This is a genomic window from Microbacterium meiriae (genome assembly GCF_040702565.1).
GTDB lineage: Bacteria > Actinomycetota > Actinomycetes > Actinomycetales > Microbacteriaceae > Microbacterium > Microbacterium meiriae.
In genome coordinates, this window is the sequence record NZ_JBFBLJ010000002.1 from 1,126,147 (window position 1) to 1,149,428 (window position 23,282).

General features: G+C 70.3%; 20 protein-coding genes and 1 tRNA gene. 9 read left to right on the forward strand and 12 right to left on the reverse strand.

Annotation, left to right across the window (positions count from 1 at the left end):
- Positions 1–2 precede the first annotated feature (2 nt).
- Positions 3–695 carry a DUF2520 domain-containing protein gene (locus tag AB0310_RS12795; RefSeq protein ID WP_259953614.1) on the forward strand — a complete coding sequence of 231 codons (693 nt, stop codon included), beginning with the start codon at positions 3–5 and terminating at the stop codon, positions 693–695.
- Between the two features lie 26 nt (positions 696–721).
- Here the strand turns inward: AB0310_RS12795 and AB0310_RS12800 are convergent, their stop codons facing one another.
- Entirely contained in the window at positions 722–2,572 is a 1,851-nt protein-coding gene (locus tag AB0310_RS12800) for a DUF2207 domain-containing protein (RefSeq protein WP_366237385.1), read from the reverse strand.
- A gap of 121 nt (positions 2,573–2,693) precedes the next feature.
- On the opposite strand from AB0310_RS12800, the gene lysS reads away from it, so the two are divergent.
- Positions 2,694–4,226 (forward strand): lysine--tRNA ligase, encoded by a 1,533-nt coding sequence (gene lysS, locus AB0310_RS12805; protein WP_187663223.1) that lies wholly within the window; start codon positions 2,694–2,696, stop codon positions 4,224–4,226.
- Between the two features lie 11 nt (positions 4,227–4,237).
- On the opposite strand, the gene AB0310_RS12810 is transcribed toward lysS, so the two are convergent.
- On the reverse strand, positions 4,238–5,353 hold the full coding sequence (locus AB0310_RS12810; protein ID WP_366237386.1) for a DUF4192 family protein: 1,116 nt from the start codon (positions 5,351–5,353) through the stop codon (positions 4,238–4,240).
- A 112-nt stretch (positions 5,354–5,465) separates the two neighbouring features.
- Here AB0310_RS12810 and AB0310_RS12815 point away from each other — a divergent pair, with 112 nt between their 5' ends.
- The 3 genes from AB0310_RS12815 to AB0310_RS12825 all read left to right on the forward strand — a co-directional run bounded on the left by AB0310_RS12815 (position 5,466) and on the right by AB0310_RS12825 (position 7,990).
- Positions 5,466–5,639: a hypothetical protein gene (locus AB0310_RS12815; RefSeq protein ID WP_167627854.1), complete on the forward strand. Its 174-nt coding sequence runs from the start codon at positions 5,466–5,468 to the stop codon at positions 5,637–5,639.
- An 86-nt stretch (positions 5,640–5,725) separates the two neighbouring features.
- Positions 5,726–7,186 carry a cardiolipin synthase gene (gene cls, locus AB0310_RS12820; RefSeq protein ID WP_363588017.1) on the forward strand — a complete coding sequence of 487 codons (1,461 nt, stop codon included), beginning with the start codon at positions 5,726–5,728 and terminating at the stop codon, positions 7,184–7,186.
- Positions 7,187–7,243: 57 nt separating this feature from the next.
- On the forward strand, positions 7,244–7,990 hold the full coding sequence (locus tag AB0310_RS12825; protein ID WP_366237387.1) for a hypothetical protein: 747 nt from the start codon (positions 7,244–7,246) through the stop codon (positions 7,988–7,990).
- A 15-nt stretch (positions 7,991–8,005) separates the two neighbouring features.
- Here AB0310_RS12825 and AB0310_RS12830 read toward each other — a convergent pair whose 3' ends face one another.
- Positions 8,006–9,004, reverse strand: a complete 999-nt coding sequence (locus AB0310_RS12830; RefSeq protein WP_187663227.1) for a diacylglycerol/lipid kinase family protein — start codon at positions 9,002–9,004, stop codon at positions 8,006–8,008.
- 57 nt (positions 9,005–9,061) lie between these two features.
- Between AB0310_RS12830 and serS the strand changes: the two genes are divergently transcribed.
- The 4 genes from serS (at position 9,062) to AB0310_RS12850 (ending at position 12,619) form a co-directional block, all read left to right on the forward strand.
- Positions 9,062–10,366, forward strand: a complete 1,305-nt coding sequence (serS, locus tag AB0310_RS12835) for a serine--tRNA ligase (protein ID WP_366237388.1) — start codon at positions 9,062–9,064, stop codon at positions 10,364–10,366.
- The gene (locus AB0310_RS12840; protein WP_366237389.1) at positions 10,363–11,184 is read left to right on the forward strand and encodes an HAD family hydrolase; all 822 of its coding nucleotides are present in this window, start codon (positions 10,363–10,365) and stop codon (positions 11,182–11,184) included. The genes serS and AB0310_RS12840 overlap by 4 nt, the downstream gene beginning before the upstream one ends.
- 42 nt (positions 11,185–11,226) lie before the next feature.
- Positions 11,227–11,311 (forward strand) — tRNA-Ser (locus tag AB0310_RS12845).
- Between the two features lie 48 nt (positions 11,312–11,359).
- Entirely contained in the window at positions 11,360–12,619 is a 1,260-nt protein-coding gene (locus AB0310_RS12850) for an LCP family protein (protein WP_280568863.1), read from the forward strand.
- A gap of 7 nt (positions 12,620–12,626) precedes the next feature.
- Here AB0310_RS12850 and AB0310_RS12855 read toward each other — a convergent pair whose 3' ends face one another.
- The 9 genes from AB0310_RS12855 to AB0310_RS12895 are packed head-to-tail and all read right to left on the reverse strand — an operon-like array spanning position 12,627 to position 23,265.
- The gene (locus AB0310_RS12855; protein ID WP_366237390.1) at positions 12,627–14,069 is read right to left on the reverse strand and encodes a rhamnulokinase; all 1,443 of its coding nucleotides are present in this window, start codon (positions 14,067–14,069) and stop codon (positions 12,627–12,629) included.
- Positions 14,066–16,102 carry a bifunctional aldolase/short-chain dehydrogenase gene (locus AB0310_RS12860; protein WP_366237391.1) on the reverse strand — a complete coding sequence of 679 codons (2,037 nt, stop codon included), beginning with the start codon at positions 16,100–16,102 and terminating at the stop codon, positions 14,066–14,068. Before AB0310_RS12860 ends, AB0310_RS12855 begins: the two co-directional genes overlap by 4 nt.
- A 47-nt stretch (positions 16,103–16,149) precedes the next feature.
- Positions 16,150–16,998, reverse strand: coding sequence for an alpha/beta hydrolase fold domain-containing protein (locus AB0310_RS12865; protein ID WP_187663233.1), 849 nt, complete (start codon positions 16,996–16,998; stop codon positions 16,150–16,152).
- Positions 16,999–17,002: 4 nt separating this feature from the next.
- Complete coding sequence (gene rhaI / locus AB0310_RS12870) at positions 17,003–18,169, reverse strand: L-rhamnose isomerase (RefSeq protein ID WP_187663234.1); 1,167 nt, start codon at positions 18,167–18,169, stop codon at positions 17,003–17,005.
- Positions 18,166–18,546: an L-rhamnose mutarotase gene (locus tag AB0310_RS12875; protein WP_366237392.1), complete on the reverse strand. Its 381-nt coding sequence runs from the start codon at positions 18,544–18,546 to the stop codon at positions 18,166–18,168. Before AB0310_RS12875 ends, rhaI begins: the two co-directional genes overlap by 4 nt.
- 57 nt (positions 18,547–18,603) lie before the next feature.
- A complete protein-coding gene (gene rhaS, locus AB0310_RS12880; RefSeq protein ID WP_366237393.1) occupies positions 18,604–19,635 on the reverse strand; it encodes a rhamnose ABC transporter substrate-binding protein in 1,032 nt (343 codons plus the stop codon).
- The gene (locus tag AB0310_RS12885; protein WP_366237394.1) at positions 19,632–20,735 is read right to left on the reverse strand and encodes an ABC transporter permease; all 1,104 of its coding nucleotides are present in this window, start codon (positions 20,733–20,735) and stop codon (positions 19,632–19,634) included. Before AB0310_RS12885 ends, rhaS begins: the two co-directional genes overlap by 4 nt.
- Positions 20,732–21,751, reverse strand: coding sequence for an ABC transporter permease (locus AB0310_RS12890; RefSeq protein ID WP_366237395.1), 1,020 nt, complete (start codon positions 21,749–21,751; stop codon positions 20,732–20,734). Before AB0310_RS12890 ends, AB0310_RS12885 begins: the two co-directional genes overlap by 4 nt.
- Positions 21,748–23,265, reverse strand: coding sequence for a sugar ABC transporter ATP-binding protein (locus AB0310_RS12895; RefSeq protein WP_366237396.1), 1,518 nt, complete (start codon positions 23,263–23,265; stop codon positions 21,748–21,750). Before AB0310_RS12895 ends, AB0310_RS12890 begins: the two co-directional genes overlap by 4 nt.
- Positions 23,266–23,282: the final 17 nt, after the last annotated feature.

Here is a 23,282-nt window from a genome sequence, read left to right on the forward strand (position 1 = left end):
GCGTGGTGCGCGACGGCCGTCTCGGCGTCGGCATCATCGGCGCGGGGCGGGTCGGACCGGTCATCGGCGCGGCGCTGGCCGGGGCCGGGCACGCGATCGTCGGGATCACCAGCGGGTCGGACGACGAGCGTGCGTCGGCGGTGCTCCCCGGCGTCCCGGTGCTGGAGACGCAGGAGGTGGTGCGGCGGTCCGAACTGGTGATCCTCGCGGTCCCTTCCGCTGAGCTGTCGGCCCTGGTCTCGGGCATCGCCGAGCTCGGCGGGTGGCAGATCGGCCAGCTCGTCCTCCACACCGATCCGGCACAGGGCATCGAGGTCCTGCGCCCGGCGGCGGAGCGCGGCGCCATCCCGTTGGCGGTGCATCCGGCGATCACGTTCACCGGGACCTCGATCGATCTCCGGCAGTTGCAGGCAGGATTCGCGGCGGTCACCGCTCCCGCCGCCGTGCTTCCGATCGCCCAGGCGCTGGCCGTCGAGATGGGGTGCGAACCGGTCGTCATCGCGGAGGCCGACCGTGCCGCCTATGCCGACGCGATCGCCACGGCCACGGAGTTCTCCCGTTCGATCATCGGACAGTCGACCTCGCGGCTCCGGGAGATCGGGGTCGAGAATCCGGGCGGCTTCCTGTCGGCCTTGGTGCAGTCGACCGTCGAGCGGGCGTTGCGCGACGCCTCGGACCCGCCACCTCTCGTCTGATCACGCGCCCGCGCCGTGACCCCGGCTCAGCGTCCGCCGGAGAAGCCGCCGCCACCGCCGCCCCCGGAGAAGCCTCCGCCGAACGAGCCGCCGGTGCCGGACGACGTGCCGGTGGACGGGGCCGAGTAGGTCGCGGCCGCCGTGGAGGAGCTCATGAACGCCACGAGCGACGTGCGGAGAGCGAAGGACGTGGGGTCGCCGATCCACGTCGGGCCGTGCGCCTCCCGGCTGTACGCCGTCTCGAGCACCCGGCCCCACTCATCCTCCATGCCGAACAGCATCGCGTAGGGGAGGAGGCGCTCGTACACATGGATGACGTCCGCGCCCTCCTCCGTGCGCCGTTCCGCGCCGGTGTAGGACTGCAGCATCCGTAACCGATCCTCCTCCGCGACGCGGATGAACTCGCGCACCCCCTGCAGGTGCTCGTACGCCTGCGCTCCCTCCGGAGTGAGGACCGTGTGCCGAGAGAAGGTGAAGAAGCTCGAAGCCGCGACGAGCAGCGTCCCGACGGAGATGGCCAGAAGCGCGGGTCCCGCAGACAGGCGACCGGATGCCACGGCGACGATGGCGACGACGAGACCCACCACCGCGACGGCGATGGCCACGGACTGCAGGATGACGGCAGCGCGGCTCCGCGCCCTGGTCGTCAAGCCCCGGCGGGAGGCCTCCTCCTGGCCCTTCGTCGTCAGCGCGGTCATCCGCGTCGCGAAGGCCTCGCTCTCGGCCGGCAGGTCCACGACGCCGTCCGCATCCGCGTGGGGGAAGAGCGCGTCGAGCGCAGCCTGGTCGAGGGGACTCGGCGCGCTGCCCTGGGGCTGTCGTCGCAGCCGGGGCGCTTCGTCCGACGCCCCTTCCTCGATGCGCAGCGTGCCGCGGACGGCGAGGTGGACGATCTCCGCCGGGACGACGTCCTTCGCGCCGGGGATGAGCGCCGCGGCGAGCAGGGGCGGCTGGTCATCGGGGACGTCGTACTGCGCCACGATGATCCCGGTGGCGCGGCGTCGACGTCGGTCGGCGGCCACGGTCGCCACCCAGCCGGTCGCCGCGAGACCCACGGCGCCGACGGCGGCGACCACCGGCCCGACATCGGCGACGGGGTCGGGGGTCCGCGCGGATGGCTGGACCACCGTGCCGGGGTCGAAGCCGACGGCCACCGTCACCCCGTCCGCCGCTGGCAGCGGTCCGGCCTCGACGCGGAAAGTCGTGGCCTCTCCGTCTGCGACCGGTCCCTCGAGGTCGCAGGGCTCCGTGGAACCGGAAGGACCGATGTAGCACTTCGTCGCCCCGGTGAGATGGCTGCTCAGGGCTGCATCGAATCGGATGTCGGCCCGGAACGCCTCGATCGGCTGCGTGCTGTCGAGGGGGAGGAGGTCCCAGTAGAACTCGTCCGCGGCGCGGGAACCGGACGCGTCGGGTGCGCTCCCGACGATGACGTCGCGCATCTCGTATTCGATGACATAGGTGGTGAGGCCATGGACGAAGTCGTCGTCCCCGGTGAGGACGAAGAGGGTCCCGTCGTCCTCCTCGGTCTCGTACGGGACCGCGGTCCCGTCCTCGTCGGTGACCGCGATGACCCGGGTGTCGATGCCGGCGCCCTTGTACGTCGTCGCCAGGCCCCGCACGATGCCGCGGTTCTGGTCGGCGTCGGGGAAGCGGGCGACCACCGTCTCCGTCACCTGCATGCGCGCCCGGCCATCGTCGTCGAGTCCGACGTCGTAGACCGCATCCCAGGATGCGTACGAGAAGTCGTCGACATCGGCGGCCGCAGCGACCGTCGTCGCCGGGCGTTCCACGGCCATGGCGACCGAGGGGGCGAGGACCGGGATGACGGCGAGGGCGAGGACGGCGCTGGCGCGGAGGATCCGGGTGGGGGCCATGGTTCGAGGCTACCGAGCCCCGCGCCGCGGGAAGAACGCCCGCCGTCGGTCTCCGCCCGACCGGCCGGAGTCCGCCGCGCCATCTCGGTAAACTGGGTACGACTTCCAAGGAGCCCCGCACATGACTGACGCGCCCGCCGCGCCCGAAACGGCCTCGGCCGCCTCTTCCGCCGAAGAGGACATCCACGAGCAGAAGGCCGTCCGCCTCGCCAAGCGCGAGCGCCTGATCGAGAAGCGCGCGGACGCGGGCGGCGGGGCGTTCCCGGTCGCCGTGCCGGTGACGCACAGCATCCCCGCCCTGCGGGCGGAGTACGGCGACCTCGAGCCCGGAGCCGAGACCGGTGTGATCGTCGGCGTCGCCGGCCGCGTGGTCTTCAGCCGCAACACCGGCAAGCTCTGCTTCGCCACCCTCCAGGCCGGGGACGGCACCCGGATCCAGGCGATGGTCTCGCTGGCCAACGTCGGCGAGGAGTCGCTCGCCGAGTGGAAGGAGTTCGTCGACCTCGGGGACCACGTCTTCGTGCACGGCGAGGTCATCTCCAGCCGCCGCGGTGAGCTGTCGATCATGGCGGATGATTGGGCCATCGCCTCGAAGGCGATCCTGCCGCTCCCCAACGCCTACGCCGAGCTCAGCGAAGAGGGCCGGGTGCGGAGCCGCTACCTCGACCTCATCGTGCGGGAACAGGCGCGGACGACCGTGCGCGCACGCGCCGCGGTGAACGCCAGCCTGAGGTCCACGTTCGCCGCGCACGGCTACCTCGAGGTGGAGACTCCCATGTTGCAGGTGCAGCATGGCGGCGCATCCGCCCGACCCTTCATCACCCACTCCAACGCCTTCGACACCGAGCTCTACCTCCGCATCGCGCCGGAGCTCTACCTGAAGCGCGCGGTCGTGGGCGGTATCGAGCGCGTGTTCGAGATCAACCGGAACTTCCGCAACGAGGGCGCCGACTCGACCCACAGCCCGGAATTCGCGATGCTCGAGGCCTACCAGGCCTACGGCGACTACAACCAGATGGCGGCGCTCACCCAGGAGCTCGTCCAGCAGGCGGCGGTCGCCGTCGCCGGGTCGACCACGGTGACCTGGGCGGACGGCACCGAGTACGACCTGGGCGGCGAGTGGGACCGCATCTCGATGTACGAGTCGCTGTCGGCCGCCTCCGGCCGCACCGTCACGCCGACGGACGCCGTCGAGGACCTGATCGCCTTCGCCGAGGCCAACGGCGTCGACGTGCCGCCCCAGGCCACGCACGGGAAGCTCGTCGAGGAGCTCTGGGAGCACTTCGTGAAGGGTGACCTCGTGCGGCCGACCTTCGTCATGGACTTCCCCGTCGACACGTCGCCTCTCGTACGCGAGCACCGGTCCGTCGAGGGCGTCGTGGAGAAGTGGGACCTCTACATCCGTGGCTTCGAGCTGGCGACCGGCTACTCCGAGCTCGTCGACCCGGTCATCCAGCGGGAACGGTTCGAGGAGCAGGCGAAGCTCGCCGCGCGCGGCGATGTCGAGGCCATGCCGATCGACCAGGAGTTCCTGCGGGCGCTGGAGCACGGCATGCCGCCGTCCGGGGGCATGGGCATGGGCATCGATCGCCTGCTGATGGCGATCACCGGCCTCGGCATCCGCGAGACGATCCTCTTCCCGCTGGTCAAGTAGCCGCGAGCCGCTCACTCTCCACGCCGCCCGCGGAAAGCCCACTCGGGTAGCACGGCACCGCACATCATGGTGTCCAGGAGCAGGGCGAGGCTGTAGTCGGGATCGATCTCCCTGGCCATGTCGAGGTAGCGTCCCGCGTGCGTGGCGCGGCCGAGCGCCCACGAGAGCCAGGCGGCGACCGTGAGCGGTCCGGGGCGCGCTTCTCGTGGCGCCAGGGCGGTGGCGTGTCGGACGGCGTGCAGCGCGGTACGAAGGCGCTCGCCGTCCGGCGCCGGGCCGCGACCGAGGAACACCCGTCCGATGTCGTCGGGTACCGGAGCGCCGGAGGCTGCGAAAGCCAGCTGCGCCTCCATGGTGCGGATCCCGCGGCGGTGATCGGTGGCCCACTGGGCGATGGCCGCGTCGCGCACCGGCGGGCGCCCGAGGCACCACACGAGCGCTGCGGCGGCCAGAGGCTGCAGGGGTTCACGGGCGAGGGCGACGGCTTCGAGGAAGGCGGGGATGTCGTCGAGGAGGGCGTACGCCGCGATCACCTCCGCGTCCGCCGGATCGGGGGCCTCGGCAGGCCCGGACGAAAGCGCGCCGTCGAGTCCGCGCAGCACGCGCGCGACCTGCTGCTCCTCTGCGGCGGGAACCGGCGGGAGTCCCGCGCCGGAGAACTGGTCGCCGGAGACGTCGCCGAGCGCGGAGGCGTCCGGCGGGGGAACGATGTCCGACAGCGGATGGAGCGCCGGCTCGGCGTCGTCGTAGCGGGCCCATCCCTCGGGCGTGACGCACAGGGCCTCGACGGCGCGCAGGCCCGCTCCCTCGGCGCAGCCCAGCAGTGTGTCGACCATCACGGCGTGCGGCAGGACCAGGCCGTCAGGCGTGCGCTGCGGGGGCTCGTCGGTGTACACCACGACGGCCACCGCGTCGGTGCCAGGGACACGGACGACGAGCTCGACCGCCGCTGCGGCGTAGTGCAGGACCGGGACGGCGGCGTCAGGGAGGTCGAGGCGCATCGCCCCGTCGCTGCGGGTGCCGTGGAACGGGAGGAGGGCGATGCTCTCGCGCGGCGTGAAGCCGGCGAGTGCGGGCACGATACTGAGGAACTGGGCGGAGTCGGAGGCGCGGAGCACGGTTGTCATGAGGAGAGGTTCGCGTGCCTTCGCGCCCGTCGGACCGGTGATGGACCCATGTGGATGAGAATCCTGAGAAGCGCCGCCTGTGCACGATCAGTCGCTCGCGTACGATGGAGGCATGGACAACTTCTGGCTCGCCGCGGCATGGTCGCTCCTGCCGACGGTCGGCGTCAGCATCGTCTTCTTCGTCGTGCTCCGCGGCATCCTGCGGTTCGACCGCACGGAACGGAAGGTCCATGCGCAGATCGAGGCCGAGGAACGCGCCGCGCGCGGGCTGCCTCCGCGGGCCTGAGCCCGACCCATCCGCTACTGTGAAGCGAGCGCGCCGGGTCCGGTGCGCCCCGGGGTGACGATCCCCGGTGTGGGTGAGGGGGCGTGATGACCGCGGAGTCCTGGGGCTGGTGGGTCGCCGCCGTGGTCCTGGTGCTCGACATCATCATCCGCGTCACCGCCGTCATCGTCATCCCGCGCAACCGCCGCCCCACCGCGGCGATGGCCTGGCTCCTCGCCGTGTTCTTCATCCCGGTGGTCGGCGTCTTCCTGTTCCTGCTGATCGGGAACCCCCGCCTGCCGCGCGCGCGGCGCCGGAAGCAGGAGCAGATCAACGAGTACATCGCCGAGACGAGCGAGCACCTGCACTTCGGGACGCTGCGGCCCAACGCCCCCGCATGGTTCGGTCCCATCGTGCAGATGAACCAGCGCCTCGGTGCCCTGCCGCTCTCCGGGGACAACGGCGCGCACCTCATCTCGGACTACCAGGAGTCGCTCGACGAGATGGCCGAGGCCATCCGCACCGCGCAGGATTACGTGCACGTGGAGTTCTACATCCTGCAGTCCGACGACTCGACGGACAACTTCTTCCGCGCCCTCGAGGAGGTCGCCGCGCGGGGCGTGGCGGTGCGCGTGCTCCTGGACCACTGGGCGAACCGCGGCAAGCCCCGCTACCGCCAGACCATCGCGCGTCTGAACGAGATGGGCGCCGAGTGGCACCTGATGCTGCCCGTGCAGCCGCTCAAGGGCAAGATGCAGCGGCCGGACCTGCGCAACCACCGCAAGCTCCTCGTCGTGGACGGCAACATCGCCTTCCTGGGCTCGCAGAACATCACGGACTCCACCTACAACCTGCCGAAGAACATCCGGCGCGGTCTGCACTGGGTCGACCTGATGGTCAGGCTCGACGGACCCGTCGTGCTGAGCGTCAACGCGATCTTCCTCAGCGACTGGTACAGCGAGACCGATGAGGTGCTCGAAGAGATCGACATCTCCCACGCCAACATCGGCTCCGGGGACCTGGACTGCCAGGTCGTGCCGTCCGGTCCCGGCTTCGAGGTCGAGAACAACCTGCGGCTGTTCCTCGCGCTCCTCTACGCGGCGAAGAAACAGATCATGATCGTCAGCCCGTACTTCGTGCCCGACGAGGCCCTGCTGCTGGCGGTCACCGCGGCCGTGGACCGCGGGGTCGAGGTGCAGCTGTTCGTCTCGGAGGAGGGCGATCAAGCGATGGTCTACCACGCGCAGCGCAGCTACTACGAAGCGCTGCTGCGCGCCGGCGTGCGGATCTGGATGTACCGGAAGCCGTACATCCTCCACACGAAGAGCCTCACCATCGACGACGAGGTCGCCGTCATCGGCTCGAGCAACATGGACATGCGCTCCTTCGGCCTGAACCTCGAGGTCTCGATGCTCGTGCGCGGCGAGGAGTTCGTCGCCGAGATGCGCGAGGTGGAGGACAAGTACCGGTCGCTGAGCAGGGAGCTGAGCCTCGAGGAATGGATGCAGCAGCCCCTGCGCTCCACCGTGCTCGACAACCTCGCGCGGCTCACCTCCGCACTGCAGTGAGCGGGCATTCCGTCAACCCCCGTTTCGGGCGGAGGAACCCGCCGCTACCCTGAGGGCATGACTCCCCGCAGGCTCGTGATCGCCGTGTCCTCCGCGCTCGCCGCGGCCCTCGTCCTCGCCGGCTGCACGGTGGGCCCGGGCGGCACCGCACCGCACACCACGTCGGATCCCTCCAGCGGCCCCGGGAACGCCGGGAGCAGCGACGAGCAGGACGACATGGACGCGACGCTCCTCGACGACGGGCGGATGTTCGCCATCGTGAGCTGGGGATCCTCGACGTGCCTGCCTCAGGTCGAAGAGATCACCGCCGAGGGGCAGCGGGTCTCGGTCACCCTCGTCGAACCTGAAGGCGATGGCGCGACGGAGCAGGCGTGCACGGCGGACCTCGCGCCGCGGGCGAGCGTCGGCGCTCTGCCCGAGGGCGTGGACCCGACGAAGGACATCACCCTCGTGGTGACCTACGGCGACCTGCTCGACGAGATCGATGTCGATGCCGACCCCGAGGCCACGGCGACGCCGGGCTCGGCGACCGAGTACCAGCCGTCGGCCGGCTGGTTCGACGACGGCGGGCTCGTCCTGTTGACCTGGGGGTCCTCCAGTTGTGCTCCGGTCGTCGAATCCGCCGAGGCCGACGGATCCACGGGGACCGTGTCCTTCGTCACCGACGAGAACCAGGTCTGCACCATGGACATGGCGCCGCGGGCTACGGTGGTCGAATTCCCCGAGGATGACGTCGACGACGACGGTCCGTTCCAGCTGACGCTCGTCGGTGGCGGACTCGACGGCACGGTCGAGGTGCGCTGAGTCCGCAGCCCCTGGTCAGAGGATGTGCACCGGGTGCCCGGTGGGCAGCGCCAGCAGGAGCGCACCGGGGTCCGCCCGGCAGGTGACGTGCACGGCCTCCCCGAACTCGTCGCCGTCGAGCTCGATCGGCGTGGGGCCGGGTGCGGCGGCCTCGGCGCGGGCGCCGCGGAAGTAGTGGACGGACGCGTCCGTGCCGCGGCGATCGAGCACGAAGCGTCCGGCGCGGAAGCGGCGCAGCACGGAGTTGTCCCACCAGATCTTCCGCCAGACGCCCAGCCAGCCGAGCACGCCGGTGGGCTGGATGACCGCGACGTCGAGGGTGGCATCCGTGATGGAGGCGTCCGGGATGAGGGAGATGCCCGCCGGGAGGGTGCCGCAGTTCGCGAACAGGATGCTGTGCACCTTCGTGGAGTGCAGGCGTCCCGTGCCGATCTGGTACACGGCGCGGAAGGGCTTCGCGCGCGGAAGGGACCGGGCCGCGCCGTCGACGTACGCGATCCAGCCGACGGACTTCTTCAGGTCGGCTCGGGTGTTGGCGATCATGTCGGCGTCGAGACCGATGCCGGCGAGCACGACGAAGGCGTGCTCCTCCTCGCTGCCGTCCTCCCTGGTCATCCGTGCCCACCCGATGTCGATCGGATGGTGGAAGTCGCCCAGCGCGGCGCGGATCATCTCCGCAGGGTCGGTCAGCGGGAGGCCGAGGTTCCGCGCGAGGAGATTCCCGGTGCCGCTCGGGAGGATCGCGAGTGGGACACCCGTGCGGGCGATGGCTTCGGCGACCGCCCGCACCGTGCCGTCGCCGCCGGCCACGAGCACGACGTCCACCCCGCGTGCGAGCGCTTCCGCCGTCGCCCCCTGCCCCGCGTCCTCGATGGTCGTCGGATAGAAAGCGGGGTGATCCCACCCCGCTTCGCGGGAGAGGTCGCGGACCTGAGCGCGCAGGCGCTTCCCGTCCACTTTCACCGGGTTGTACACGAGCGCCGCCTGCTTCAGGACGGGGGGACTCGTGGTCATGGCGCTACTCTAGACCGCCCGCCCGGGCCCTCCCCTCGCACCTCGTAGACTTGCGGGATGATCGACCTCGCACTCCTCCGCGACAACCCGGAGATCGTCCGCCGTTCGCAGGCTGCCCGTGGCAACGACCAGAGCACCGTCGACGTCGCACTCGAGGCCGACCGGTCGCGCCGCGCCGCGCTCGCCGCATTCGAGGAGCTGCGCGCCGAGCAGAACGCGTTCGGCAAGCAGGTCGCGAAGGCACCCAAGGAGGAGAAGGCCGCCCTGGTCGCGCAGGCCAAGGACCTCGCCGACCGGGTCAAGCAGGCGCAGCACGCGGCGAACGAGGCGGCCGAGGCCGCGGCCACGGCACTGGCGCGGATCGAGAACGTCGTCATCGACGGTGTCCCCGCCGGCGGTGAGGAGGACTTCGTCGAATTGCGCCGCGTGGGCGAGGTCTCCGCGTTCGACTTCGAGCCGCGCGACCACCTCGAGCTCGGTGAGATGCTCGGCGCCATCGACATGGAGCGCGGGGCCAAGGTCTCCGGAGCGCGCTTCTACTTCCTCCGCGGGATCGGCGCCCGGCTCGAGATCGCGCTCATGAACCTCGCTCTCGACAAGGCGCTGCAGAACGGCTTCGTCCCGCTCATCACGCCCACCCTCGTGCGCCCCGAGATCATGCAGGGCACCGGCTTCCTCGGCGAGCACGCCGATGAGGTCTACCACCTCGACAAGGACGACGACCTCTACCTGGTCGGCACGAGCGAGGTCGCCCTCGCCGGCTACCACAAGGACGAGATCGTCGATCTGGCACCTGGCGCGCTCCGTTACGCCGGATGGTCGACCTGCTACCGCCGTGAGGCCGGCTCGCACGGCAAGGACACCCGCGGGATCATCCGCGTGCACCAGTTCAACAAGCTGGAGATGTTCGTCTACACCACGGCCGAGGACGCTGAGGCCGAGCACCTGCGCCTCGTCGCTCTCCAGGAGGAGATGCTGACCTCGCTCGGTCTCGCGTACCGGGTGATCGATGTGGCGGCAGGTGACCTCGGGTCCAGCGCAGCCCGCAAGTACGACATCGAGGCATGGGTCCCCACCCAGGGAGCGTTCCGCGAGCTGACCTCCACGTCGAACTGCACGACCTTCCAGGCGCGTCGTCTCGACGTGCGATACCGCCCGGCGGCGGAGGAGGGCGGCACGGCGCCGAAGACCCAGCATGTCGCGACCCTCAACGGCACGCTCGCGACCACGCGCTGGATCGTCGCCCTGCTCGAGACGCATCAGCAGGCGGACGGCTCGGTACGGGTCCCCGAGGTCCTGCGCCCCTACCTCGGCGGACTCGAGGTGATCCGCCCGCTCGCCGACGAGCAGAGCACCCGGTGACGGCGCCCTGGCTGGTCGGCCTCGACGTCGACGGGACCATCCTCCTCCAGGACGAGACGATGAGCCCCGGGGTTCCCGAGGCCATCACCCGTGTCCGCGAGGCGGGGCACGTGGTCACCATCGCCACCGGCCGCAGCTGGATGGCGACCCGCCGCTATGTGGAGGAGCTCGGCCTCACCGCCGACTACGTGGTGTGTTCCAACGGTGCCGTGACGATGCGCCGAGACGGGGATGACTGGGAGCGCTGGCACGTCGAGACCTTCGACCCGACACCCGTGCTGGCCCTGTTGCGGGATCGGCTTCCGGACGCCCGGTACATGGTCGAGCTCGGCTCCGGCCGGCGCCTGTTCACCGAGCAGCTCGACGACTGGACTCTCGACGGGGGACGCCAGGTCGACTTCGAGGAGCTCGGAGCCCTTCCCGTCTCCCGGATCGTCGTCGTCTCGCCCGGACACGACGAGGACGACTTCCATCGGCTCGTCGCCGACGCCGGCCTCAACGAGGTCTCCTATGCGATCGGGTGGACGGCCTGGCTGGACATCGCTCCGCAGGGCGTCGACAAGGGCACGGCCCTGGAGCGTGTGCGGGACGAACTCGGTCTCGACGCTGCGCGGGTGCTCGTCGCCGGGGACGGACGCAACGACATCGGCATGTTCGGCTGGGCCCGCAGCGGCGGCGGACGCGCGGTGGCCATGGGACAGGCGCCGGTCGAGGTGAAGGACGCCGCGGGGGAGATCACCGCCGACGTCGAGCGGGGAGGGCTCGCCGCCGCCCTGAACACGCTTCCAGCGCCCGCCCAGGTCGACGCCGGAGAATAGAACTCGGCTAGACTCGCGCCTGGTCGACAGAAGTTTCTGTCGGGAGGGTTGTCCGAGCGGCCGATGGAGCTGGTCTTGAAAACCAGTGGGCAGAGATGTCTCGTGGGTTCGAATCCCACACCCTCCGCTTCCTGAGCGCGGTACCCCCGCCGTCGCTGAATCCGAAAGGGCCCGAGTGAGCGAGAACACCCGACGCCGCCGCACCGTCGCGCGACATGGTCAGCTGCGCTCGCCCGGTCCCGTCAGCCAGCTCCTCCGGCTTCTCGCGATCAGCATGGCGGTGGTGCTCGTCAGCGGCATCGGCGTCGCGGCCTACTTCTACCTCGACTTCTCCAGCACCGTCTCCGCGAACGCCGTCGATCTCGACGGGCAGGAAGACCTGCCGCCGGACATCGGGGCCTACAAGGGTGGGTTCAACCTCGTCCTCGCCGGAGTCGACACCTGCGAGGACGACTACAAGCAGTACTTCGGCGACCGGTGCACCGGCGGCGACGCCGAGGGCACGCTCAACGACGTGAACCTGCTCGTGCACGTGTCCGAGGAGCCGCGGCGGATCACCGTCGTCAGCTTCCCGCGTGACCTCATGATCCCGATCCCGTCGTGCGAGGACGAGGACGGTAACGCCACGGCCGCGATGAGCAAGCAGCCGCTCAACGTCGCGTACACCGACGGCGGGCTGAACTGCGTCGTCCGTACGATCTCGGCGCTCACGGACCAGGAGGTGCAGTTCGCCGCCTCCGTGACGTTCGGTGGTGTCATCGAGATCACCAACGCGATCGGCGGGGTCGACGTCTGCCTCGCGAACCCGATCCGGGACCGCTACACAGGTCTGGACATGGCGGCCGGCACGCACACCGTGCAGGGCCTCGAGGCTCTGCAGTTCCTCCGCACCCGGCACGGCGTCGGCGACGGCAGCGACCTGGGCCGCATCGGCAACCAGCAGCAGTACATGTCCAGTCTCGCCCGCAAGCTCATCAGCGGCGAGGTGCTGGGCAACGTGCCGGTCATGCTGAAGCTCGCCAACACCGGCATCCAGAACCTGGAGACGAGCACGTCGCTCGCCGACCCGATGATGATCGTGCAGATCGCGCTGGCCGTGAAGTCGGTGCCGTTCGAGGACATCGTGTTCGTGCAGTATCCGACCCTGGAGGACTGGGACGACCCGAACAAGGTCGTGCCGAACGAGGAGGCCGCCGCCGCCCTCTGGGACGCGATCGAGGCCAACGCCCAGTTGCAGATCACGCACGAGAACACCAGCAACGATGGCGTCGTCGTGGAGGAACCGACGACTCCGACCGAGCCCGCGGAGCCCACCACGCCGACACAGGGGGCGACGCCGACCCCCACGACGGCTCCGGACGTCGTGGCGCTTCCCGATTCCATCAAGGGCAACTCCGCCGCGCAGCAGACGTGCTCGAACGGCAACGTGCGCTGACCGGGGCTCAGGAGCTCCGCGGGCGATAGGCCGCCGGCGGATGCGTCGCGGCGACGAGGGCGCGAAGCTCCGAGAGCTCGGCCGGCGCCGCGCCCAGAGCCCGCGCCTGGACGAGGACGTTGCCGAGGGCGGTCGCCTCGACAGGCCCTGCCAGGACGGGAAGCCCGGTGCGGTCCGCCGTCGCCTGACACAGCAGCCGGTTGAGAGACCCGCCGCCGACAAGGTGGACGACGTCGAGAGACTGCCCGGAGAGCCGGCCCGCCGTGCGGACCGCGTCGGCGAACGCGGCGGCGATGCTCTCCACGACGAGCCGGACGAACGCCGGACGATCGGTGGGCGCGACGGCACCGTGTGCGTGCAGGAGGCCAGCGATACGCGTCGGCATGTCCCCGGGGGCCGACAGCGAGGGGTCGTTCGCGTCGAACACGGCGGAGGGCGGCGCTGTGGCGGCCGCCTGGTCGAGAAGCCCTGACAGGTCGATGGCCTTGCCGTCTTCGCTCTCCCACGCGCGCACGGTCTCGCTGAGGAGCCAGAGACCGGTCACGTTGTGGAGGACGCGGAACCGATCGTCCACACCGCGTTCGTTGGTGAAGTTCGCTTCCCTGGCCGCGTCCGTGAGGATCGGCTGAGCGTGCTCCACACCGACCAGCCCCCAGGTGCCGCAGGAGATGTACGCGGCGCGGGGCGACGTCATCGGAACGGCGGCCACCGCCGACGCGGTGTCGTGCGAACCGACCGCGATCACCGGCAGATCGGCGCCGATGCGCTCTGCCACCTCCGGGCGCAGCCGGCCGATGACCGTGCCGGGATCGACGAGGTCCGCCAGGAGGGAGGCGTCGATCCCGAGACGGGTCGCGAGCGCCACATCCCAGGTGCCGGACTCCACGTTCAGCAGGCCTGTCGTCGAGGCGTTGGTCCGTTCGGCGACGCGGGCACCGGTGAGGAGGAAGGCGAGAAGGTCCGGGATGAGGAGCGCGGTGTCGGCGTCGTGTCGGAGCTCGTCCGCCCGGAGCTGGTAGAGCGTGTTGAACGGGAGGAACTGCAGGCCGTTGCGGGCGTGGAGCTCCTCGAACGGGACCAGGGCGTGGACCTCGTCCACGCCGCCGGCGGTGCGGTCGTCGCGGTAGTGGAACGGCTCGGCGAGCAGCTCACCGGCACGCAGGAGGCCGTAGTCGACCGCCCACGAGTCGATGCCGATGGACTCGATGTTCGGTTCTCGGCGCACCGCTTCCGCGAGGCCGTCGAGGACATGGGCGACGAGGGCGTCGAAGTCCCAGTGCAGACCGTCGGCGCGGGTCACCGGTCCGTTCGGGAACCGCGACACGGGCTCGAGCTCCAGGACACCCGGTCCCACTCGGCCGATCATCACCCGACCGCTCGTGGCGCCGAGATCCACCGCCGCGACCGCACGGACGTGCCGTACGGTCGCGGGCGAGCGGTCGTCGGTCATCGCAGGAACGCCGCGGCGACGCCGGAGTCGACGGGGATGTGCAGACCGGTGGTGCGGCTCAGCTCCGGGCCGGTCAGCACATAGACGGCGTCCGCGACGTTCTCCGGCACGACTTCGCGCTTGAGGATCGTGCGGTCGGCGTAGAACTGGCCGAGGTCCTCCTCCTTGACGCCGTACGTGGCCGCCCGGTTCGCTCCCCAGCCGGAGGCGAAGATCCCGGACCCGCGGACCACGCCGTCGGGGTTGATGCCGTTGACCCGGATGCCGTGCGCACCGAGCTCCACGGCGAGCAGACGCACCTGGTGCGCCTGATCGGCCTTCGTCGCCGAGTACGCGATGTTGTTCGGGCCGGCGAAGACGGAGTTCTTGGAGGAGATGTAGACGATGTCGCCGCCGAGTCCCTGGTCGATGAGCACCCGAGCCGCCGCCTGCGAGACGAGGAACGAGCCTTTCGCCATCACGTCGTGCTGGAGATCCCAGTCCTTCTCGGTCGTCTCCAGCAGAGGCTTCGACAGCGAGAGGCCGGCGTTGTTCACGACGAGGTCGAGGCCGCCGAACGCGAGCACCGCCTGGTCGATCGCGGCCTGCACCGCATCGGCGTCGGCGACGTTCGCGGCCACGCCGATCGCCGCGTCGTCGTTCCCGAGCTCGGCGGCCGCGGCCCTGGCCTTGTCCAGGTCCAGGTCGGCGACGACCACGCAGGCGCCCTCCGCGGCGAGGCGGGTCGCGATGGCCTTGCCGATCCCGCTCGCGGCACCGGTGACGAGGGCGATGCGGCCCTGGTGGGACTTCGGCTTCGGCATGCGCTGCAGCTTCGCCTCCTCCAGTGCCCAGTACTCGATGCGGAACTTCTCGGCGTCGGAGATGGGGGAGTACGTGGACAGCGCCTCGGCACCGCGCATGACGTTGATGGCGTTCACGTAGAACTCGCCGGCGACCCGAGCGGTCTGCTTGTTCGCCCCGTAGGAGAACATGCCGACGCCGGGCACGAGGACGATCAGCGGATCCGCGCCGCGGATCGCCGGCGACTCGGCCGTGGCGTGGGCGTCGTAGTAGGCCTGGTAGTCGGCGCGGTAGGCGGCGTGGAGCTCCCGCAGCCGTGCTGTCTGCTCCTCCACGGTCGCCGTGACAGGGAGGTCGAGGAGGAGCGGCTTGACCTTGGTGCGCAGGAAGTGATCGGGGCAGCTCGTGCCGAGAGCGGCGAGGGCCGGGGCCTTCTCGGAGGCGAGGAAGTCGAGGACCACGTCGCTGTCGGTGAAGTGACCGACCATCGGCTTGTCCGTCGACGCGAGCCCGCGGATGGTTCCGGCGAGGGCGGCCGCCCGCGCGCGGCGCTCCGGCTCCGGCAGGGCTTCGAAGCCCGAGCGCGTGCCGCCGAACGGTTCGGGGGACCCGTGCTCCGCGATGTAGGCGGCGGCGGTGTCGATGATCCAGAGGGAGTTCGCCTCCGCCTCCTCGGAGGAATCGCCCCAGGCGGTGATGCCGTGTCCGCCGAGGATCGTGCCGATGGCCTGCGGGTTCGCCGCCTTGATCTCCGCGATGTCCAGCCCCAGCTGGAAGCCCGGGCGGCGCCACGGCACCCAGACGACCCGGTCGCCGAAGATCGCTCTCGTGAGCTCCTCGCCGTCGGCGGCGGTGGCGATCGCGATGCCCGAGTCGGGATGGAGGTGGTCCACGTGCGGGGCGTCGACCAGGCCGTGCATCGCGGTGTCGATCGAGGGGGCGGCGCCGCCCTTGCCGTGGAGGCAGTAGTCGAAGGCGGCGACCATCTCGTCCTCCCGGTCGACGCCCGGATAGACGTCGACGAGCGCGCGCATGCGATCGAGGCGGAGGACGGCGAGGCCGTTCTCGGTCAGCGTGCCGAGGTCCCCGCCCGACCCCTTGACCCAGAGGAGCTCGACCGGCTGCCCGGTCACGGGGTCGATCTCGGTGCCCTTGGCGGACGTGTTGCCGCCGGCGTAGTTCGTGTTCTTGGGGTCGGCGCCCAGGCGGTTGCTCCGCGCGAGTAGTTCGGCGGCGGTGGGGTTCGTCATGCGAGTCCTCGGTTCGAAAGTGAAAATACCCGGTCGGCGCCGGAGAGTCAGGGGAGTTGCAGGATCCGAGCCGCGAACCGATCGATCGTCGAGGCGAACGCGGATTCCTCGGGGCGATTGAGATGGCCGTGGGTGGTGCCCGGCTCGACAGCGACGGCGACCTCGACGCCGGCGGCGGTGAGGGCTCGGGCGAATGTCTCGCCGGACACGCGGAGCTCGTCGGTCTCGTCGTTGACCATGATGGTGGGCGGGAAGGAGACGAGCGCCGCGGATGCTGCGGTGCCGGGGATGGCATAGACGTCCGCCGTCTCGGGGTCGCCGCCGAGGTAGTTCTCATACATGCCACGCACGAAGTCGGGGGTGAACACGTCGGCGGAAGGATCTCCGTCGAGCAGGGCGCGCAGCTTTGGGCCGGGCGCCGCCTGCACCGCTTGCAACGTCGGGTAGGCGAGGACGGCGAGAGCGGGCACGATGCCGCCCTCGTGGGAGAGGCGGAGCGCCGCGCCGGTCGCAAGGTTGCCACCTGCGCTGGCTCCGCCGATCGCCCATCCTCGCGTGGCGACGTCCGACGTGGCGGCCCAGCGGAACGCGAAGACCATCTCGTCGTGCGGGACGGGGTAGTGCACGCCGCCGCGTTCGGGCGCGCCGAGGCGCGCGGTCCACTCGGGGGTGATCGGGGCGAGAGCGTAGTCCACGCTCACGACCGCGATTCCCCGATCTACGAACGCCCGTGCGACGGCGTCGGCTTCCGGCATGTCAATGTCGCCGCCCGCGAATCCGCCGCCGTGCGCCCAGACCAGGCCGTGGCCGCTCGGCGACTTCGAGGAGTAGACGCGCACACGCAGCGGACCGTGCGGGCCGTCGAGGACGTGGTCGCGGATGTCGTGCGCGGTCATCGGCTCAGGCCCCCCAGCCGGCCTGCACGCCGCCCACGCGCTCCTCCGCGATCCGCTGCCCGTACCCGGAGGCCGCGTAGGCCGCCATCGGGTCGGCGGGGAGACCCCGTCCCTCTCGCCATTCGGCCAGCGCCGGACGGACGTCGGTGGAGAAGGCGTCCATGAAGACGGCGTGCGCCGTCAGCACGTCCCCGCTGCGCTGAGCGGTCGTCAGGGCTTCGCGGTCGACGAGCAGCGCACGCGCTGTCATCTCCTGCACGTTCAGCACGGAGCGGATCTGTCCGGGGATCTTGTCCTCGATGTTGTGGCACTGGTCCAGCATGAACGCGACGTCGGGGTTGTTCAGCCCTCCGCCCCGGATCACCTCGAACAGGATCCGGAACAGCTGGAACGGGTCGGCGGCGCCCACGATGAGGTCGTCGTCCGCGTAGAAGCGGGAGTTGAAGTCGAACGAGCCGAGCTTTCCGAGGCGCAGCAGCTGCATGACGATGAACTCGATGTTGGTGCCCGGCGCGTGGTGACCGGTGTCGAGGCAGACCATCGCCTTGTCACCGAGGGCGGTCACCTGCACGTAGGACGTCCCCCAGTCCGGCACGTCGGTGTGGTAGAACGCCGGCTCGAAGAACTTGTACTCGAGCACGAGGCGCTGGTGGTCGCCGAGGCGCGCGTAGATCTGCTGCAGAGAGTCGTGCAGCCGATCCTGCCGGCCGCGCAGATCCGCTTGCCCGGGATAGTTCGACCCCTCCGCGAGCCAGATCTTCAGGTCGCGGCTGCCGGTCGCGTCCATGACGTCGATGCAGGCCAGGTGGTGATCGATGGCCTTGCGGCGGACGGCCGCATCCTCGTGGGTGAGGGCGCCGAACTTGTAGTCATCGTCCTGGAAGGTGTTGGAGTTCACCGTGCCGAGGGAGACGCCGTGGTCCTCGGCGTGACGTCGCAGGTCGTCGAACGAGTCGACGAGGTCCCACGGGATGTGCAGCGCCACGGTCGGGGCGAGCCCGGTGTGGGCGTGGACCTGCGCGGCGTCCGCGATCTTCTCGTACGGGTCGCGGGGCGTGCCGGGAGTGCTGAACACCTTGAACCGGGTCCCGGAGTTGCCGAACGCCCAGCTGGGCAGCTCGATGCTCTGCTTCTCGAGCGCGGCGAGGATGTCGGGGGTGAGGATGCTCACGATGCACGGCCTTCGTTGTCGGTGGCGGGTGTGACGCTCTCGCCGGCGGCGGCGAGCTGGTCTTCGAGGTGGAACACCTCGGTGAGAGGGGTGGCGGCCTGATCGGGACGGCCGTCGAGGTCGAGGAAGAAGGGGGCCATCTCGGCTTCCCAGCGTGCGGCGACGGGGGAGGCGGCGAGGTAGGCCTGCGCGGCCGCATCGTCATCGGTCTCGTAGTAGCCGAAGAGCACGCCGCCGGCACCGAGGAAGAGACTGTAGTCGCGCCGGCCGGCGGCCGCGATCTCGCGGAGCATCTCGGGACGCACCGGCGTGTGGCGGGCGAGGTACTCGGACAGCAGCTCGGGCTTCACCTGGAGCTGGAAGGCGACGCGGGTCATGCGATTCCTCTCGGAGGTCCGGCCGGCGCCCGCGGGGAGCGCCGGCCGGAGGGCGACTCAGAAGTCGAAGTCGCCGATGTTGTCGGCGTCGAACACGAACGGGTCGCCCAGCAGGACGACGCCGTCGGCGCCGACGGTGTACTCGCCGAGGTCGCCGGCCTCGAAGGTGTCGCCTTCCTCACCGGTGATGTCACCCGCGATCAGGGCCTGCGCGGCGTAGGCGGCCAGGTAGCCGAGGTCGGCCGGGTTCCACAGCGCGAAGGCGGTGACGGTGCCGTCCTCCACGTACTCGCGCATCTGGTTGGGCGTGCCGAGGCCGGTCAGCGCGACCTGGCCCTTGAAGTCGGACGTCGACAGGTAGCGCGCCGCGGCGGCGATGCCGACCGTGGTGGGCGAGACGATGCCCTTGAGGTCGGGGTGGGTCTGCAGCAGCGCGGCCGTCTTGTCGAACGACGTCTGGTCGTCATCGTCGCCGTAGACCGTCTCCACGATCGTGATGTCGGGGTACTCGTTGGCGACGTACTCCTCCATCAGCTCGATCCAGGCGTTCTGGTTCGTGGCGTTGGCCGAGGCGGAGAGGATGGCGATCTCCCCGGCGCCGCCGATCTGCTCGGCGATGAGGTCGATCTGCACCTTCGCGATGCCTTCGGAGTCGGCCTGGTTGATGAACAGGTCGCGGCAGTCGGTGTTGGTGTCGGAGTCGAAGGTGACGACCTTGACGCCGGCGTCCCTGGCCTCGTTCAACGCGTCGCAGATGGCCTGCGGGTCGTTGGCCGAGACGACGAGGGCGCATACTCCCTGCTGCGTGGCCGTGTTGATGTAGCTGACCTGAGCGTCGGGCGTGGCCTCGGCCGGGCCGACCTCGGAGAACGTGCCGCCGAACTCCTCGACGGCTTTCTTGCCGCCCTCGCTGGACGTGTCGAAGTACGGGTTGCCGAGGTTCTTGGGCAGGAAGGTGATCGAGGCGTCCGACCCGTCGCCGCCGCCGTCTCCTCCGCCGTCGGTGGAGCCGGCGCAGCCGGTGAGTGCGACCGCCGCCGCCACCGCGAGGGCTGCGAAGGCGGTGACACGCTTGCGTGCAAACGTCATTGTTCGTTCCTTTCGTCGGGAGATGCCGCGGATGCGGCGTCCATCGGTGCCTTCGTCGCTGTGGCGGCACCGGCGGGGGGTCTGCCCGGTCGGCGGCGTGCCTTCTGCAGCCAGGCCAGGAAGCTTGCGGCCACCACCGAGATCACGAGGAGCGTGCCGGTGATGATGTTGATGACGTCGGAGGTGACGTTCACCAGGCGGAGTGCACTCGCGAGCGCTCCGATGAGGAAGGCGGCGGCGATGACGCCATAGATCTTGCCGCGACCGCCGAACACCGACACGCCGCCGAGCACGACGGCCGCGATGACCTGGAGCTCGAGGCCGGTGGCGTTGTCGCCGCGGGCGCTGCCGTAGCGGAGCGTGTAGAAGGTGCCGGCGAACGCGGCGACCGCCCCGGACAGCACGAACAGGATGAGCTTCGTGCGCTCGACGTGCACACCGGAGAAGTGGGCCGCGTCCTTCGACAGACCGATCGCGTACACCCCGCGGCCGAACGGCGTGAAGTGCAGCAGGACCGAGAAGACCGCGACGAGCACGAGGAACGGGATCGTGATGACGGGGATGGGGGTCCCGGCGATCTTCGCCTTGGCGAGAGCCGTCCAGAACTCCGGGAAGTCGGTGACGGCCGCCGTGCCGAGCAGCCCGACGGCGAGGCCGCGGAAGAGCGCGAGTGTGCCGATCGTGACGGCGAGCGAGGGCAGGCCGACGACTGTCACGAGGAAGCCGTTGAACGCTCCGCCGACCACGCCCACGACGAGGGCGGCGAGGGCCGCGAGCTCGAAAGGGATCCCCGCCTGCACCAGCGCGCCGGTGACGACGCTGGACAGTCCGACCATGCTGCCCACCGAGAGGTCGATCTCGCCGGTGATCATGATGAGGGTCATCGGCAGGGCGATCAGCAGGATCGGGGCGATGTCGAGCAGCAGGTAGGTCAGCGTGATGGGCTGTCCGAACCCGCGGATGCTGGACGCCGAGACGATCGCGACGAGCAGGAGCAGACCCACGATCGCGGCCTCGCGGGTGAGCAGGAGGCGACGCCACAGGGGCTTGTCGTAGTCGCGGATGACGCGGGTGGTCGCGGTGGCGGTCGCGGTGGTCATGATTCGTCCCTCGCCTCGATGAGACGCCGTCTCTGCCGTACCGCGAGCACGCGGTCGAGCACGATGGCGCCGATGATGAGCAGGCCGACGACGGCACGCTGCCAGAAGTCGGGGATGCCGAGGATCGGCAGCGCCCGGTTGATGGTCAGCAGGAGGACGGCGCCGATCGCCGCACCCCAGACCGAGCCGATGCCGCCGGTGATCGCGACGCCGCCGATGACGGCCGCGCCCACCGCGTCCAGCTCCCATCCCGCTCCCGCCTGGGAGTTGATGGTGCCGTAGCGGGCCGCGTAGAAGACGCCGGCGAGTCCGGCGAGGGCCCCCGACAGGACGAAAGCGGTGAGCACGCGGCGGGTGACACGCAGGCCGTACAGCTCGGCCGCCGCCGGGTCGGAGCCGATCGCGTAGAACTCCCGGCCGCCGCGGGTGTTCTTCATGTACCAGGCGGCGACGGCGAGCACGAGGACCGCGACGATCGCGAGGATCGGGATGCCGAGGAGCTGGCCCGTGCCCAGGGCAAGGAAGTCGCGCGGCATGTCGGACGCGTTCACGCGGTCGCTGCCGGTCCACAGCACGTTGATGCCGCGGTAGGCGTAGAGGGTGCCGAGGGTGATGACCATCGCCGGCACTTTGGCGTACGCGACGAGCGCGCCGTTGATGAGGCCGAGGACGGCGCCGAGCACCACGGCGGCGACCACGACCAGCACGATCGGGATGCCCGGGATGTCGATGAAGAGTCGTCCGGTCAGGTAGGCGGTCAGACCCATCACGGACCCCACGGACAGGTCGACGTTGCGCGTGATGAGGACGATGGCCTGTCCCACCGCGACGAGCACGAGGATCGAGGGCGTCAGCAGCAGGTCGCGCCAGCCGTCGGCGCTGAACAAGAACTTGGGGTTGTTGAGGGTCGCGGCGGTCACCACGAGCACGAGGGCCAGGAGGATGCCGAACTCGCGGGCTCTGCCGAGACCGGAGATGCGCTTGGTGAGCGCGGAGACGGGGATGGCGGTGGTCACGAGCTGAGCTCCGATGCGTGCGTCGCGGCGAACATGACGTTCTCGGAGGTGGCCTCCGAGCGGGGGATCTCGGCCGTGATGCGACCCTCGCGCATCACGAGCACGTGGTCGGCCATGCCGAGGACCTCGGGCAGCTCGGACGAGATCATCAGGATCCCCATGCCCTGACCGGCGAGCTGGGACAGCAGACGGTGCACCTCGGACTTGGTGCCGACGTCGATGCCGCGGGTGGGCTCGTCGATGAGGAGCACCTGCGGCTGCGTCGCGAGCCACTTCGCGAGCACGACCTTCTGCTGGTTGCCGCCGGAGAGCGTGGCGGCGACGGTGTCGAGCGCGTGCGTCTTCACCTCCAGCCGTGAGGCCCACTCCCGGGCGGCACGGTTCTCCATCGCCGTGGTGAGCAGGCCGAGGCGGGCGAGGCGCCGACGGATCGCGAGGGTGATGTTCCCACCGACGCCGGCTTCGATGACGAGGCCCTGCTTGCGGCGATCCTCGGGGACGAGGGCGAGCCCGGCGCGCATGGCGTCCACCGGGCGCCGGGCTCGGATACGGCGCCCCTTCATGTGCACGCTGCCCTCGCGGTACCCGTCCACGCCGAAGACGGCGCGGGCGACCTCGCTGCGTCCGGCGCCGACGAGGCCGGCCAGTCCGACGATCTCGCCGGCGCGGACGGAGAGGGAGATGTCGTGGAAGAGGCCGGGGCTGGTCAGCCCCTCGACCTCGAGCAACGGTTCGCCGATCGTCGCCTCCTGCTTCGGGAACAGCTCGGACACCTCGCGACCCACCATCTGATGGACGAGCTCGTCCACGGTGGTCTCGGCGATGGCGGAGGTCGCGATGTACGCGCCGTCCCGCATGACCGTCACGGTGTCGCAGAGCGCGAACACCTCGTCGAACCGGTGCGAGATGAAGATGAGGCCGCGGCCCTCGTCGCGCAGGCTCCGGGCGATCGCGAACAGACGCTCCACCTCGACGCCGGACAGTGCCGCGGTGGGCTCGTCCATGATGAGCAGCGTGGCGTCGAGGGAGACGGCCTTGGCGATCTCGATGACCTGCTGGTCCGCGATCGACAGGCCCTCGGCGGGACGGTCGGGGTCGATCGTGACGCCGAGGCGGGTGAAGAGGCGCTCGACCTCGTGGCGCATGGCCTTGCGATCGATCCGTCCGAACCGCCCGACCGGCTGGCGGCCCATGAAGATGTTCTCAGTGACGGAGAGGTCGGGGAAGAGTGTCGGCTCCTGGTAGATCACCGCGACGCCGGCGGCCTTCGACTGCGCGGTCGAGGTGAAGTCGACGTCCTCGCCGCGGAGGCGGAAGACTCCGCCGTCGCGCTGGTAGAGACCGGCGACGATCTTCACGAGGGTCGACTTGCCGGCACCGTTCTCGCCGACGAGCGCATGGATGGAACCGGGGTGGACGGCGATGGTGCCGGAGCGCAGGGCGATCACCGACCCGAAGGCCTTCTGGACGTCGGCGAGCTCGAGCACGGGCGCCGTCGTGGGTGAGGACATCATTTCTCTCTCCATTGAGG